Origin of the sequence: Pseudomonas sp. SbOxS1 (genome assembly GCF_013416725.1) — a bacterium.
GTDB lineage: Bacteria > Pseudomonadota > Gammaproteobacteria > Pseudomonadales > Pseudomonadaceae > Aquipseudomonas.
This window is the reverse complement of the sequence record NZ_JAAVXC010000026.1, coordinates 154,983-168,309: the sequence shown is the minus strand read 5'-3', so window position 1 is coordinate 168,309 and position 13,327 is coordinate 154,983. Positions and strand designations below refer to the sequence as shown.

10 protein-coding genes are annotated in these 13,327 nt (G+C 58.4%); 7 read left to right on the top strand and 3 right to left on the bottom strand.

Annotation, left to right across the window (positions count from 1 at the left end; genetic code table 11):
• Window positions 1-5 precede the first annotated feature (5 nt).
• From HFK74_RS21705 to HFK74_RS21690, 4 genes are read left to right on the top strand one after another with little or no spacing between them, the layout of a single operon-like run.
• Window positions 6-1,292: a hypothetical protein gene (locus tag HFK74_RS21705; RefSeq protein ID WP_180205282.1), complete on the top strand. Its 1,287-nt coding sequence runs from the start codon at window positions 6-8 to the stop codon at window positions 1,290-1,292.
• A gap of 59 nt (window positions 1,293-1,351) precedes the next feature.
• Window positions 1,352-2,092, top strand: coding sequence for a molecular chaperone (locus HFK74_RS21700; protein WP_180205281.1), 741 nt, complete (start codon window positions 1,352-1,354; stop codon window positions 2,090-2,092).
• Window positions 2,093-2,097: 5 nt separating this feature from the next.
• A complete protein-coding gene (locus tag HFK74_RS21695) occupies window positions 2,098-2,589 on the top strand; it encodes a CS1 type fimbrial major subunit (RefSeq protein WP_180205280.1) in 492 nt (163 codons plus the stop codon).
• A gap of 20 nt (window positions 2,590-2,609) precedes the next feature.
• Entirely contained in the window at window positions 2,610-3,875 is a 1,266-nt protein-coding gene (locus HFK74_RS21690; RefSeq protein ID WP_180205279.1) for a hypothetical protein, read from the top strand.
• A gap of 98 nt (window positions 3,876-3,973) precedes the next feature.
• Here the strand turns inward: HFK74_RS21690 and HFK74_RS21685 are convergent, their stop codons facing one another.
• Complete coding sequence (locus HFK74_RS21685; protein WP_180205278.1) at window positions 3,974-7,099, bottom strand: transglycosylase domain-containing protein; 3,126 nt, start codon at window positions 7,097-7,099, stop codon at window positions 3,974-3,976.
• A gap of 316 nt (window positions 7,100-7,415) precedes the next feature.
• A complete protein-coding gene (locus tag HFK74_RS21680; protein WP_180205277.1) occupies window positions 7,416-7,874 on the bottom strand; it encodes a transposase in 459 nt (152 codons plus the stop codon).
• Window positions 7,875-8,472: 598 nt separating this feature from the next.
• Between HFK74_RS21680 and HFK74_RS21675 the strand changes: the two genes are divergently transcribed.
• Entirely contained in the window at window positions 8,473-9,894 is a 1,422-nt protein-coding gene (locus HFK74_RS21675) for an amino acid permease (RefSeq protein ID WP_180205276.1), read from the top strand.
• Window positions 9,895-10,644: 750 nt separating this feature from the next.
• Here the strand turns inward: HFK74_RS21675 and HFK74_RS21670 are convergent.
• Entirely contained in the window at window positions 10,645-11,772 is a 1,128-nt protein-coding gene (locus HFK74_RS21670) for an OpgC family protein (protein WP_180205275.1), read from the bottom strand.
• Window positions 11,773-12,013: 241 nt separating this feature from the next.
• Between HFK74_RS21670 and HFK74_RS21665 the strand changes: the two genes are divergently transcribed.
• A complete protein-coding gene (locus tag HFK74_RS21665) occupies window positions 12,014-12,388 on the top strand; it encodes a GtrA family protein (RefSeq protein WP_180205274.1) in 375 nt (124 codons plus the stop codon).
• Window positions 12,385-13,326 carry a glycosyltransferase family 2 protein gene (locus HFK74_RS21660; protein WP_180205273.1) on the top strand — a complete coding sequence of 314 codons (942 nt, stop codon included), beginning with the start codon at window positions 12,385-12,387 and terminating at the stop codon, window positions 13,324-13,326. Before HFK74_RS21665 ends, HFK74_RS21660 begins: the two co-directional genes overlap by 4 nt.
• Window position 13,327 lies beyond the last annotated feature (1 nt).

Genomic DNA, 13,327 nt, shown 5'->3' with positions numbered 1-13,327 from the left:
TTGATATGACTATCCCGAAAGAGTTGGCTGAGCGTGTGGCCAGGAAACTCCTGGCTACCGCCATGACGTTGTTTTTCACAGTGCCTGCATTCGCTGTAACGGTGCCTATTACCGCCGAGTTCAAACCCGATCGCACCAACCCCAGCGCTAATTATTTTAAGAACACAACGCCGATAACGGGAATTTGCGCTCACAGTCAATACAGTGCTTTTTGTCGATCAAGAAACTTGTTCAGCATCAATACCCCCATCTTGTTTAACTCGACAGGGCCTATTAGTGCCAAGCATACCAACCCGCGCATGGGGGCGATGATACAGGCCAGGTCAGGATGGCGGGATCTGGAGGTAGTTCCGGTCGGGGGCGGGAAATCGGAAAGGTTGAGCTTTCGGATATCCGGGATTTCCAGTACCTATAAGACCACCACACCGGTTGCCGAGTTGGTGGGTGTAGCTCCCAACGATCCTATGGCACATCGTCTGCTCTGGACCGGAGGCAATCAAGGCCACTGGGATGCGGCCCCACGACCTTGTTTAACAACGGGGGCCCAGGCTGTTCCCTGGCCCAGTCAGTTTTTGTTTTTCTGGTTGATCCCTGTTGATGGGCTGTGCGCGAAAAACGCCAACTTCGATATTCCCGAACTTCAATACTACGCCTTCGATTTTGCCTACGAACTGCGCACTCCGAACCCGCTGGAAATGGCGACCGGGACTTACACCGGCAGCCTGACTGTGTCACTGGGGCCAAGTGCAGATATTGATATGGGCGATATCATGTTACCGGACAACAACACGATCGAATTGAATTTCAGCTTGAGGGTAGAACACCTTCTTAAAGTCGATGTACCGCCGGGCGGTAATCGGGTGCAGCTTGAACCACAAGGTGGTTGGCAGGCCTGGCTGAATCAAGGACGAAGACCAACACGGTTATTTCGCGATCAAACCTTCAACATCTCGACCTCCACCCAATTCAAGATGCGCATGGAGTGCGAGTACACCCAGGATGGTAATAGCTGTTCGTTACGAGAGCCTGTTTCCGGTCATGTGGTGCCGCTGAAAGTCAGTGTGAGTCTTCCCCATGGCTTGACCGACGCTGGCGGGCAATCTGTCAATCGTCGGCAGTTACTGCGTGATGGCAGTGGTACCGAATTGTTCCAGCCGGGTTTTTATGTGGAAAGTAAACCGGGAACGCTGCACTTCGAAATTCCTCCGGGCGAAGTGGCCGAAATGATCCGTCCAGACGCGTCCCGGCAATACTCCGGCAATGTGGCGGTTATCTGGGATTCTGAGATTTAGCCAGTTCTTGAAACAGGTCTTCGCAGCACTGCTGCATACAATCAACGAGGTACTGGAATATGAAACGCCTGTTGGCATCATTTGGTTTTTGTTTAATGAGCCAAATCACTTATGCGGGCCCGAGCATCAATATCGGGGTGGTGTACGACTATCTGGATGGCGATAAAAGCACCTACCTGAAGCGCGTCTTCAACGGCGGCGACAGCACCGCATTCGTCAAGGTCAACATCCTGGAAATCCTCTACGACGCCGATGGCAAGCCGCAGGAAGTCCCCCTCAAGTCCAGTGCCGACGGCAACGCCCGGGACGGCTTGATGGCCAGCCCGGCACGGTTGATCGTACCCGCCAATGGCATGCAGGGCACGCGACTGTTGTACATGGGCCAGCGTGACCGAGAGCGTTATTTCCGCGTGCGTTTCGTGCCGGTGGTGCCCGAAAAGGAAGACGAGTTCGCGGTCTCTGGCGAAGAGCGTGAGGAGTACAAGAAAACCCTGTCCGCCGGGGTCACGGTGCTGGCGGGGTATGGCGCGGTGTTTTTCGTCCGTCCCAAAGACACGCGTTACGCCAGCGTGATCGAGAACGGCGCAAAGGATTACCGCATTCGCAACAACGGCAACACCGTGGTGGTGATCGATGAGTTCAAGGATTGCTCGGTCAAGAACGAGCAGGACTGCATGCCGACCACCAAGCATCACATTCTGGCGGGCCGCAGTTTCGAGTTCGAAAAACAGGCCGGTCGCGAGTACCGCTTCACGCTGGTTGAAGGCGAGAGCAGCAAGAAACTCGATGTGAAGGGTTGATGACTATGTTCAGAAAACTGACGGTTCTGATGGTGTCTGCAATGGCATGCCATCCGGCATTTGCAGCCCGCGAAGTGCAGCACTTCGAAGTGTTCGTGACCATACCAAGCCAGGCGTTCTATGTCATTCCCGCAGACCCCGGCTGGATCCACCGCGAGCAGCAGTTGCCGTGGAATCTGGTGAACTCGACCCTGGGTGGTTTGCGCAAGTATTTCGATGTGAGGAATGAGTCCGGTTCCATCGAGGCCAAGCTTGAAGGTCGACCTTATCTGTCAAATGGCAGGGATGTCGATGACATAGGTCTGCGCGTGCTGTTCAACGGCAAGTTGCTAAGCGAGCTGGCCAGTAGCGAGGTGGTGCCGATGAGCGAAGCGGCGCAAGGCAAGCGGGTGTTGCTGGAAGTGTTGCCAATGCCGCCGGCCGACGGCGTTTACAAACCCGGCAGTTATTTTGGCAGCGTCAATATGGTTTTTAATGCGGTGCTGCCGGAGGCATGATGCAAGGGAGTAGCAGTCAAATGAGCCGTTTAAAGCATGCCTGCCCAAAAGGACTTCGCGTCGGCCTGAGTCTATGGTTAACCCTGTGCGGCTCTTCGGCCTGGGCGATAGACGTGTCTATCCAGGCGTCGTTCAGGCCGGATTCTGCGAACCCACAGCGGAACAAATTCACCAACGACACGCCACCCAGTGGCTACTGCGCAACCTATCCGGCCCAGTGTCACGCGAACCAGATGTTCAGCTTGCGCCTGCCGATACAGTTCAACTCCAATGCATCGATCGCAGCGCATCACCCTTCGCCTCGCCAGGGGGCTACGTTCAAGGTACCTGCCCTGTCGCGTGAACTGTCCGTGTTCCACGAGACCACGGGAGAGCCCGAGACGGTCAGGGTGCGGATTGCCGGTTTGGGCTCCAGGTATGTCACAGAAGATGTCATCAGCCTGGTCGACGGCTCCAGCGACTATCGAGACGCTCATCATCGACTGTGGGGCGCCAGCTGGGTGAATGCGCCTGCCCCCTGCGGCTACAGTGGGGAAGGGTACTTTTCGCCGACTAGCTATTCATTTTTCTGGAAGACGCCAACCGAAGGCACCTGCGATAAGCAGGCGCGTTTCAATGTGCCCTGGTTGCGTTATGACTATCTGGATTTCGCCTATGAGCTGGTAACACCCAACCCGCTGGGGATGTCCTCGGGCAGGTATACGGGACGCCTGTCCTATAGCGTTGGGCCACTTGGCGATTTCGACATGGGCGATGTCATGCAGCCGACCGATTCGGAGCTGATCTTGCATTTCACCCTGGAGGTGCAACACACCCTCAAGGTCGACATCCCCCCCGGCGGCAATCGAGTTGAACTGGTCCCGCAAGGCGGCTGGCAAGCCTGGCTGACCCAGGGACGCAAGCCGACACGGCTGTTTCGTGATCAGACGTTCAATATGTCTACGTCGAGCCGCTTCAAGATGAACATGGACTGCCAGTACAGCCTCGATGGTAACCGCTGCGCAGTGCGCGACCCGGTGTCCGGGCATGTCGTGCCGCTGGATGTCAGCGTGAGCCTGCCCCATGGCCTGGTGGATGACGCCGATATGCCCGTCAACCGCCGGCCATTGCGGCGCGACGGCAGTGGCACCGAGTTGTTCCAGCCGCGCTTTTATGTCGATCGAAAACCGGCAACCCTGCACTTCGAGATTGCCCAGGGCGAAACCGCGGAGATGCTCAAGCCCGGGATGGCGCGGAGCTACTCGGGTAGTGTCACGGTGATCTGGGACTCGGAAGTGGGTTGGTGAAGAACCCTGATGCATCGACTCATGCATCAGGGTTTTCCGGTTACTGCTTGGCGTCTTTTTGCAACGCCGCACGGGTCAGCTTTCTGCTCAACTCATCTTCAGCGCCGAGCCACCTCGACCGGCAGGCACTGGGTGTTGCTCCCCGCTTGCAGATACGGCGTGAGAATCGGTGCCATGCCCTTGAGCACTTGCACCGGCAAGGCTGAGGTGAACTTGAAGGCTTCGGCCGTGCGCCCCGGCACAAACGCGGTCAGGGTGCCGAAATGGGTGTCGCCGATGTAGAACACGAAGGTTGCCGTGCGGTTGATCGATTTCGAACTGAGGATGCGACCGCCTGAACCGATGGCCTCGATGCGGTTGTCACCGGTACCGGTCTTGCCGCCCATGGCCAGGGCTTTGCCATCCGGGGTGGTGAAGCTGCCGGCAACGCGTTTGGCCGTACCGGCGTCCACCACCTGCGACAAGGCTTCGCGCATGGCCGTGGCAACCTCGGACGGCATCACCCGCTTGCCGACATCCGGGTCATTGATCAGCTTGGTTTCATAGGGTGTGTTCGCCGCGAAGTGCAGGCTGTCGATGCGCAGCGTCGGCATGCGTACTCCGTCGTTGAGGATGGTGCCGATCAGCTCGGCCAGGGCGGCCGGACGGTCGCCGGAACTGCCGATGGCGGTGGCCAGCGACGGTACCAGGTGATCAAACGGGTAGCCGACTTGCTGCCAGCGCTGGTGAATGTCGAGGAAGGCTTCGATCTCCAGGATGGTGCGGATCCGGTTGTCACGCGCGCCCTTGTGACGGCTCTTGAACAGCCAGCTGTAGACTTCCTGGCGCTCGAACTGGCTGGCTTTGACGATGTCCTTGAACGTGGCGTCCGGGTGCGTCAGCAAGTAGCCCATCATCCACAGGTCCAGCGGGTGGACCTTGGCGATGAAACCCTGGTCGGGCAAGTCGTAGGTGCCGGGTCCATAGGCGAGGTACAGGCGTTCGAGGCGCTCGTCGGTGAGTTTCTCCTTGTCGATGCTGGCCTTTTCGCCCGTGAGGTGCGAACGCACGAAGGTGTTGAAGCTTTGCTGGCTGGCTTGCGGCAACAGGTAGCGGTGTACCGCGGCCAGGCGGATCGGGGTCGGGCGCATGCTGTCGAGGAAAGTCTCGAGGCGCGCCTGGGTGTCCTTGTTGCGGTATTTTTTCCAGAACTTGAGCAGGAACGACGTGCCTTCGCGGTCGGCAAAGGACGCCAGGTATTCCTGGCGCCGCGGGTCGCGGTCGTCCTTGAGCAGTTCCGCCCTGTTGTTGGGGCCCGAATACGTGGTGTAGCGCACGATGTCGCGCATCAGGCGAATGAACGGCAGGTTGATCGACTCACGCAGGGCATCGCGCAGGGTCGGGTTGCGACCGTTGTCTTCCTTGCGGAAGTTATTGAACACATGCAAACCGCCACCGGTGAAAAACGCTTCGCCGGGGCTGGCGGAGTACTTGCGATCCAGCGCGGCGCCGAGCATGGGTTGCAGGCTGTGGTCCTTGTTCTGGATCAGGTAATCGACCACCCAGCGGCTCAGGCGATCCTGCTCCGGCACCTCAAGTTTCTTCAGGTCCGGGACGGACATCTCGCCATATTTGTCGTGCAACTCGGCAATGATCTGCAGGTAAGTGGTCAGCACGCGCATTTTGGCGGTGGAGCCCAGTTCCAGTTTGCTGCCTTCATTGATATCGAAGGGTTGATCGGTGCTGTCGGTTTGTACCCGCACCCGTGAGCCATCCGGTGTCAGCTCGAACAACGTGAAGCTGTAGCGCACCTGGGTGGTGCTGGTGGGGGTCAGCAAGCGTTCGCCCATCAGGCCGATTTCGGCGGCATAGGCCGGGTCGGCCAGGCGTTTGAGGTAAGCGGTGGCCTGGGTTTGCAGTTCGCCTTGCAGGGTGCTGGTGGCCGAGAGATCGAGGCGGTCGAGATCGTACAGCGGACGATTGAGCAGTCCGGCCAGGCGGCTGCGAGCCACGCTGATGCCCTTGTTGGTTTCGATCGGTTGAATGGTCGGCTGGGTCGCCCAGTCGCGGTACGTGACCTTGCTGGCCAATGCTGCGGCGGCAAAGGGCGCATCGATCACGCCGTTTTGTGCCAGCAGGCGAATGTGGCTGTCGGTGAGATCGGCCAGTTCATCATGGCCCTTGGTGAGGTAGTGGGAAGGTCGGCGCTGGGCAATCATCAACGACAGCATCTCGCGCAGGGCCAGGCCTTTTTCCGCCAGGCTTTGCGGATCCGTGGCGTTGCTCGCCAGGGTTTCGTTGGCCTTGTTGAAGTCGGCGCCGTACCACACGCGCAAACCCTCCGCCATGCCATGCACTTCACCGTGACCTGGTACGGCCGACAGCGGCACGCTATTGAGGTAGTCGCGCACCACGTTCTGCCGCGCCTTGAGTGTTTGCGGCCCATCCTGATAGGCGCGCACGGTGGCGGAAATCATCTGGCGTATTTTTTCCCCGCCCGACACGGTCAGGCCATCGGGTGAGTGCCGATACTTCTCGAGTTGCGTTGCCAGGGTACTGCCACCGGCCGATTGACCGGGCAGGTGCAACATCTTGGCGACCTGGGTATACGCCGCCATGCCGAATCGCGGCCAGTCCACAGCAGGGTTGGCAAGGGGTTGGCGCGGGTCGAGCAAAAAGCGGTTTTCGATGAACAGCAGGCTATTGACCACCACCGGCGGGATCGCCTCGAAGCTGGCATAGAGCTGTTGCGGATACTTGTACTGGTACAAGGGGTTGGCGCGGCAATCGGTGATGGACAAGCCCGCCTGGATTTTCTCCGCATAAGGCACGAACAGGCCCTTGTCCGTGTAGTCCATCAAGGCCTGGGAAAACCGGGTCTGGGCGGAAATGACGTAATCACGCTTGAGCAGGCGCGGCAGGAATTCATCCAGCGAGCTGTAACCCAGGCGCAGGTCGAATGGCCCGGCGCCAGGATAATGAATTGCGTCGCTGGGACCGGGTTTGAGTTCATAGCTCAGGGTTTTGGCAAACTTGCTGACTTCCCTGGCTTGAAACCTCGAGGTGCGCATCTCCTTGGACGCCGCCAGGCCCACGACAATCGCAATGATTACCAGCAACAACCAGAACGCTTTCCAGCCGTGCTTGACGCGGCGACGAGGTGTTTTTTCAGGTGATGGCGCTTCATCCACAGGTTCAGTCTGGACCACGGTTGTACTCGAATCGGATTGCTGTAAAGCGCCCATAGTCGATTGATCCATTCACGCAGATTGATCTGACTTGTCTGAAGCTTAGTCGGTGGTTGGCGATGGTGAAAAAATTGTGAAGCTCCAATCATCATGGATCCACTTTGATCTGTGGCAGGGGGATTTATCTGTGCAGAGTGGATTTATCTGTGGTGAGGGGATTTATCCCCGTTGGGTGGCGCAGCCGCCTCCTGCGTCCATTCAGACTGACTGAGCTGCCAGGATTTACGACTGCTGCGCAGCCGGACGGGGATAAATCCCCTCGCCACAGCAAATCCTCCACTACAGAAAGTCCGTTTGTCACATAAGTGATACATCAGAGCCAACTTGCATCCCAAAGCGGGTAGTCGCCGATTTTCTCTACAAGTCCTGCGCGCAATGGATTGGTGACGATGTAGCGTGCGAATGGCAAGAGATCTTCACCATCGCGAATCGCCCGGTCGTGATAGCTGGTTTGCCAGAGTGGGCCATGCCGACCAATCATTTTGTTCACTGATTGGGTGCTGCGTGCTTTGGTCGCGCCGATGACACTCCCTAGATTGCTGTCATGCAACTGCATCAGCCAATGAAAGTGATCGGGCATGACAACCCAGGCAATGGAGTTCACTAGCCCCGACTCATGAGCTCGACGAAGTTCCGCAACAACCAGGCGCCCTAAACGCCAGTCAGAAAAGATGGGCTGGCGCGCGTGGATGACGGTAGTGATGAGATAGGCGCGACCGTTTTCGGAATGCCGGCCGTAGCGTAGGCGATGTGAATTCGGATGAGTAGGCAATCCATTGCCTCCTTCGCGTGATTGTCGGGTGACGCTGTAAGGCTAGGTGCCGAGAGCCATTTCGGGTCCTCAATTGTTGAGTGAATATTCTGATTGTGATGAAGGAATGGTGAGTGTGCCTTTGTGGCGAGGGGATATATCTGTAGCGAGGGGATTTATCTGTGGCGGGGGGATTTATCTGTGGCGAGGGGATTTATCCCCGTCGGGCGGCGCAGCCGCCCCAAAAACCAAATCGAATTTGAAGGTTGAGGCGACTGCTGCGCAGCCGAACGGGGATAAATCCCCTCACCACAAACAGTGCTGTTCCAAATACCGCGCACTACTCGGCATCGTTTCAAAAGCGAAAAATCCTACAAGACTAAGATAATTCATCTCCGTGGATAGGGTTTTTGACGAGATTTATGCCTGATTTTTGTGGTTTATAGAGTGAAAATCTCTATCATCGGCTTTTTATACTACTGCCCCCGCTGATCTCGCAGGTTTTGGCCTGCAAGACGGTTCTGCCCACGAAGCAGGGTCGGTCAAGGGAGGCGATGGCTTATCGGTCAACGCTTCGCCACTCGGTGGATATATCCAATAACAATACGAGGTTGTACCCATGCCCGTAGGCAATCACCTGCCCCACGGCGAGACCGCCCAGGGCGGCCCGCTCAAACGTGAACTCGGCGAACGGCATATTCGCTTGATGGCACTCGGTGCCTGTATTGGCGTCGGTCTGTTTCTCGGTTCGGCCAAGGCCATTGAAATGGCTGGCCCGGCCATCATGCTGTCCTACATCATTGGCGGCCTGGCAATCCTGGTGATCATGCGCGCGCTCGGCGAGATGGCCGTGCACAACCCGGTCGCCGGCTCGTTCAGCCGTTACGCCCAAGACTACCTCGGCCCGCTGGCGGGCTTCCTGACCGGCTGGAACTACTGGTTCCTGTGGCTGGTGACCTGTGTCGCGGAAATCACTGCCGTGGCGGTGTACATGGGCGTGTGGTTCCCCGATGTGCCGCGCTGGATCTGGGCGCTGGCGGCATTAATCAGCATGGGTTCGATTAACCTGATCGCGGTGAAAGCCTTCGGTGAATTCGAATTCTGGTTTGCCCTGATCAAGATCGTCACCATCATTGCGATGGTGTTCGGTGGTATCGGCATCATCGCATTCGGTTTCGGCAACGACGGTGTGGCCCTGGGGATCTCCAATCTCTGGACCCACGGCGGCTTCATGCCAAACGGCGTGCAGGGCGTGTTGATGTCCCTGCAAATGGTCATGTTCGCCTACCTCGGCGTGGAAATGATCGGCCTGACCGCCGGTGAAGCGAAGAACCCGCAGAAGACCATTCCCAGCGCCATCGGCTCGGTGTTCTGGCGGATCCTGCTGTTCTACGTCGGCGCGCTGTTCGTGATCCTGTCGATCTACCCGTGGAACGAAATCGGCACCCAGGGCAGCCCGTTCGTAATGACTTTCGAGCGCCTGGGCATCAAGACCGCCGCCGGCATTATCAACTTCGTGGTGATTACGGCCGCGTTGTCGTCCTGCAACGGTGGCATCTTCAGCACCGGGCGCATGCTCTACAGCCTGGCGCAGAACGGCCAGGCCCCGGCCGGTTTTGCCAAGACCTCCAGCAATGGCGTGCCGCGTCGAGCCTTGCTGCTGTCGATTGGCGCCTTGCTGCTGGGTGTACTGCTCAACTACCTGGTGCCTGAGAAGGTGTTTGTCTGGGTGACGGCGATTGCCACCTTCGGCGCGATCTGGACCTGGGTGATGATCCTGCTGGCCCAGCTCAAGTTCCGCAAAGGCCTGAGCGCCAGCGAGCGTGCCGGCCTCAAGTACCGCATGTGGTGGTACCCGATCAGCTCGTATCTGGCGCTGGCGTTCCTGGTGCTGGTGGTGGGCCTGATGGCGTATTTCCCGGACACGCGTGTGGCGCTGTATGTGGGGCCTGCGTTCCTGGTGCTGCTGACGGTGTTGTTCTATGTGTTCAAGTTGCAACCGACTAATACGACCCAAGGTGTGGTGCGTTCGGCTTCGTAAGTCGTAACGTTTGGATTGGGGGTATATCCGTTGCTGCGGTAACGGCGACCTATGGTTTCGCCCTTACGGCGAGTTACTTGGAAGAGCCCTGTAGGAGCGAGCCTGCTCGCGATGGTCGTCAACGATGACACGGGGAGCCTGACACCCCGTGGTGCTCTCAGGTTTTTCGTCGGAACGCCGCCCGGAGCATACTCGCTCCTACAGGGCCCGCCGCGATGGGCCATCCTTGGCCCAGCGCGGCTAAACCGGCATCCATGCCGGTTTACCCACTGCGCAGAACCTCCACTCGGCCTCTCGATGGGGCAAGAAAATCAAAAGCCAGATCAAGATCAAACGCAAAAGCGAGGCGGCCTGACAGCCGACCTGTCCGCGATCCCATTGTGGGAGCCAGCCTGCTGGCGATGGACTTCCAGGCAACGCGTTCATCCAGACAGGGCGCGTTATCGTTGACGACCATCGCCAGCAGGCTGGCTCCCACAGGGAATTGGGGGTATGTGCAAAAGTCAGGTCGGCTTTAAGGCCGCCTCGCTTTTGTTTTTGATCTGGGGCGACCCACGGAGCAATGCCGGAGTGAGGGCATGCCGAGCCTAGGCGAGGCACCGAGTGGTGGGGCAAAGCCTTTTGCTTACTTTTTGCTGGGCCGGCACTCCGGCGTTTGAAAAAGTGAGTCGCCGTAAGGGCGAAACCATAGGTGGCCGTTACCGCAGCAATGGATATCCCCCCCAATCCAGTTCTTAAATACGGCTTTTATTACAAGGCGGTGACCGCTGGAGCCGGTCGATTCAAGCGCTTGTTGAACTCAAGCCACGCCCCCAGCAACGCCATCAACCCAGCCCCCACCAGCGCCGTGAATATCTGCATGGCGAACGCATCGTCGGTCAGCGCATTGAGCATGTCCGCCAAGGGCGCCAGCAGCACGCCCAGGCAGAAAATCTCCAGTGAAAAACGCCCCATGCGACAGCATTGCTGTGCCAGCCAGTTTTGTGTCCAACCGGTATCGGGCAGCAGTTTCGCCGTGACGTAGGCCAGCGCCAGGAAGTGCAGCAGGCGCACAGGCGACAGGTTGGTCTTGCTGATCGGATACAGCAGGTTGCTCAGGCTGGCGGGCATCAGGGCGTCGTGGATCTGTGGCCAGCGCCAGGCGATCGTCAGCACCCCGGCGAGTACCGCATACACCGCCGCCGTCATGAACAACGGCTGGTGCAGCAGCGGCCGGGTGTCGGGCAAGCGTGGGCGTTGAGCCTGTATCGCCGCCGCGCCACCGAGCACAAACAGCAGTTGCCAGGCCACGGGGTTGAAGTACCAGACGCCATCCTTGATCGCGGCCAGGTTCCAGCCAAACAACGGCACGGTCAGGTACAGCGCAAAGGACACCGCCACCACCGGCCAGACCTTGCGCACCAGTATCGGCAGCACCAGCGGCAAGCCTGCCAGCAGCACGATGTACAGCGGCAGCGGGTCCATCAGGTTCGGTTTGAAACGCAACAACAGCTCATCGATCAAGGCCTGCTGAGGGTCGCTGATGAAATGGTGCATGCCCATTTCTTCCACCAGGTCGCGGGTTTCCACGTGGCTGTTGGCGAAGAACACAATGCCCATCAGCATCGCCAGCAGGAAGATGTGCACCACATAGAGCACCCAGGCGCGGCGCAGGATTTTCACGCAGGCGATCAAAAAGCCCTCGCGCGCAAGGACTTTGCCATAGGCCAGGACGGCCGCGTAACCGGCCAGGAACACGAAGACTTCGGCGGCATCGCTGAAGCCGAAGTTGCGCAGGGTGATTTGACCCAGAGGGTTGTGGGGCACGTGATCCCAGAAAATGAAGATCAGTGCCAGGCCGCGAAAAAAATCGATCCGGTGATCGCGCGCTAGCGTCATGACGGCAGGCTCGTAGACAGGTATTGAACAAAGGATTGGACGAAGGCGCAAAAAGTTGCGCGCCGCATATCGGCGGCGCGCAGGGTGGACTGATTCGCCGGCAATTGCAAAGGCGGGGTATTTCGGAATGTCTCGTGGCGTGTCCCTGACCGCTGGTCTGAAAGGTCGCCTTACCTGCGATTTCTGACAGCAGACAAGCTCAAATACCTGTGTAAGGATCGTTCTATTGCAGGAGCTTGACGTGAGACTTTCATGCAAAGGCTTGTCCAGCTACACAGTGATTGGCGTCGCGAACACGCTGATTCACTGGCAGATCTTTTTTCTCTTGAGCGTGGCCGCCGGCTTCACCCAGGCGCTCAGCAACCTGGCCGCCTTTTGCGTGGCCGCCTCGTTTTCCTTCTACATGAACGCGCTCTATACCTTTGATGCCAAGGCGTCAGTCGGCGGCTACCTGTCGTTCATGCTGGCGATGGGCGCGCTGAGCCTCGGCGTTGGCCATGCCGGCGATGTCTGGCGCTTGCATGGCTTGCTGACCGTAGCACTGTTTTCTGCGCTGAGCCTGGTGTTCGGCTTCCTGTTTTCCAAGTACGTGGTGTTTCGTGAGCGTGATTCATGAAGGTTTCGCTTATCGTCCCGGTGTTCAACGAAGAACAGGCGATCAATCTGTTTTATCAGGCGGTACGACGTGAGTTGAAACTCGACGGGACTGAGGTCGAGATCGTGTTCATCAATGACGGCAGCTCCGATGGCACCGCCGCACAGGCATCGGCCCTGGCGCAGGCGGACGAACAGGTGATGCTGATCAATTTCTCGCGCAATTTCGGCAAGGAACCGGCGCTGTTCGCCGGGCTGGAATATGCCAGCGGCGATGCAGTCATCCCGATGGACGTCGACCTGCAGGACCCGATCAGCGTCATCCCGCGGTTGATCGAACAATGGCAAAAAGGCGCGGACGTGGTTCTGGCCAAGCGCCGCGACCGCACCGCCGATAGTTACTTGAAGCGCCACAGCGCAGCGCTGTTCTATCACCTGTTGAATCGGATTTCCTACACCCGCATCGAAGAGAACGTCGGTGACTTCCGGCTCATGGACCGCAAGGTGGTGGACGTGATCCGCACCTTGCCCGAGCATCAGTTGTTCATGAAAGGCGTGCTGTCCTGGGCCGGGTTCAACACCGTGGTGGTGGAATACGAGCGGGCCGAGCGCGTGGCCGGCAGCAGCAAGTTCAATGTGTGGAAACTGTGGAACCTGGCACTGGAGGGCGTGACGTCGTTCAGCACCGTGCCGTTGCGCCTGTGGACCTACGTTGGCGGCGGCATTTCGATTTTTGCAGTGCTGTACGCGGTGTACATGGTGCTGGACAAGATTTTCTTCGGTAACAGCGTGCCTGGTTATCCTTCATTGATGACCGCCATTCTGTTTCTCGGCGGCGTGCAATTGATCGGCATCGGCATCCTTGGCGAATACGTCGGGCGCATCTACATCGAAGCCAAGCACCGGCCACGCTATGTGGTCAAGGACATCGTCGGCGGCAAACACAGGCGCGAACCCTAGC